We start from the raw sequence: 296 nt of genomic DNA on the forward strand, positions 1-296 counted from the left end.
AGGAAATGGACTCCTTGTACCTGCAATCACCGGTGGAGCTCGATACCAGCGACGAAAACCGGGGGCTCAATGCTCTGAGTGCAGAAGCGCGCTATCTGGAAAACGAACAGCAGGAAATGCGCCAGCGCCAGGCCGAAACCGTGCGCCCGGCCACGGTGCCAGAAAACACCCCGCCGCCCGCACCGCCGAACCTGATCCCCATACGCGATCTGTGATCCGGCCCGCTGTCATCCGGCCTCGCAAAGGGAGGCCGACCGGGGCTCAGCCCTGATCCGCCGCCCGCAGACACTGGGCGA

General features: G+C 64.9%; 1 pseudogene. It reads left to right on the plus strand.

Annotation, left to right across the window (positions count from 1 at the left end):
- A pseudogene (locus A3730_RS08250) lies at positions 1–215 on the plus strand (hypothetical protein); the annotation flags it as partial.
- Positions 216–296 lie beyond the last annotated feature (81 nt).

This window comes from Alcanivorax sp. HI0044 (genome assembly GCF_001634945.1).